This window comes from Propionibacterium australiense (assembly GCF_003666605.1).
Lineage (GTDB): Bacteria > Actinomycetota > Actinomycetes > Propionibacteriales > Propionibacteriaceae > Propionibacterium > Propionibacterium australiense.
The window spans coordinates 1-1,339 of record NZ_RCIV01000057.1; the positions used below are offsets into that span (position 1 = coordinate 1).

At 55.0% G+C, this 1,339-nt stretch carries 2 protein-coding genes; both read left to right on the top strand.

Going from position 1 to position 1,339, the window contains the following annotated elements; all coding sequences use genetic code 11:
• On the top strand, positions 1–244 hold a 244-nt coding region (locus tag D9T14_RS13210), incomplete at its 5' end, for a transposase family protein (protein WP_147434140.1).
• Between the two features lie 210 nt (positions 245–454).
• On the top strand, positions 455–985 hold the full coding sequence (locus tag D9T14_RS13215) for a GNAT family N-acetyltransferase (protein ID WP_119162950.1): 531 nt from the start codon (positions 455–457) through the stop codon (positions 983–985).
• Positions 986–1,339: the final 354 nt, after the last annotated feature.

The window sequence follows — 1,339 nt, forward strand, 5'->3', positions numbered from 1 at the left end:
CAAGGGCTACACCGGACTGGGCATGATCACCCCGGAACGAAAACCAGTCCACGGCGAGCTGACAGAAAACCAGAAACAGTACAACAGAACCATCAACAAGCTACGCGCCCCAGTCGAACGAGCAATCGCCAGCCTCAAAACCTGGCGAATACTCCACACCGGCTACCGCAGACCCATCCACACCTTCCCACAAACCATCACAACAGTCATCGCACTAGAATTCTACAAAAACAGTTTTGCATAACCCTCCCTGATTCCCGCGCCAGATGATTGAGTAGAATGAGCATCTGTTGTCGGCTGCCAAGCCGGCAAGGGGGAGCTTGCTCAAAACTCCGCGCCGCGGATCTTCTGGCCGGAGTCCTTGTTCGGTGTTTTCTGGACTTTCTGGATCGACCGCGTGCCCTGGATTGTTGTTTGCGACGTTGAAATAATGGATGACGAGGATTCATGACTCATGGTTGACGTCCAACTGGTTCCTTTGCGGGAAGATGACCGAGAACAATTCATCCGAGACAATCAGGAGGCGTTCAACCATGGCGCACTGGTGGAGTTCGGGTGTCGGGATAGCCATTTCGAAGAAGCTGGCCAGATCATCGCACGGGACACCATCGAGAAGTCGATTGACGGCGGAGAGGCTTACCGCATTGTGGCTGGCGACGCGAAAGTCGGCGGTGTGGTCGTCAGGGTCGATGGCGACCATGGCGAACTGGAGTTGCTCTTCGTTTCGCCACATGTCCACAGCAAGGGCATTGGTTACGCCGCCTGGTGCGAAGTCGAAAAGCTGTACCCGGCAGTGAGAACCTGGGAGACGGTGACCCCGTATTTTGAGAGGCGAAACATCCACTTCTACGTGAACCGCTGCGGCTTTGCCATCGTGGAATTCTACAACAGTCATCACCCCGATCCGAACGAGCCGGAGGAGTATGGGGCGGGTGAAGAAGATGGCATGGATGGCATGTTCCGGTTCCAGAAAGTGCTGAGCTAGGGGAAACATGTGGCGGGAACAGTTGGATCTGGTGCGAGGGATTGAGTATTCATTTGGCGGTGAATTGCCTCCGGGTGGTGATCCGAACAGGGTGGACGCATGCTGTGAGGCTTATTCATAGGGTTTGTTCGAGTGGTTTTGGATGATCTCGTATGAGGCGTGTCATTGAAGACGAAGGGGCGGTCTGTCCCGAGATGATTAATGTGTGAAAAGAAACAATCAAGGGACAGGCCGCAAACCACATGCTATCACACGACTGACCCGCACTCAGACACAAGACCTGTGCCAGAAAATCCACGCAACAACCGGCGGCGACCTGCCAGTGGCCGGATCACGCAGGCTCGGCCCCTTCCA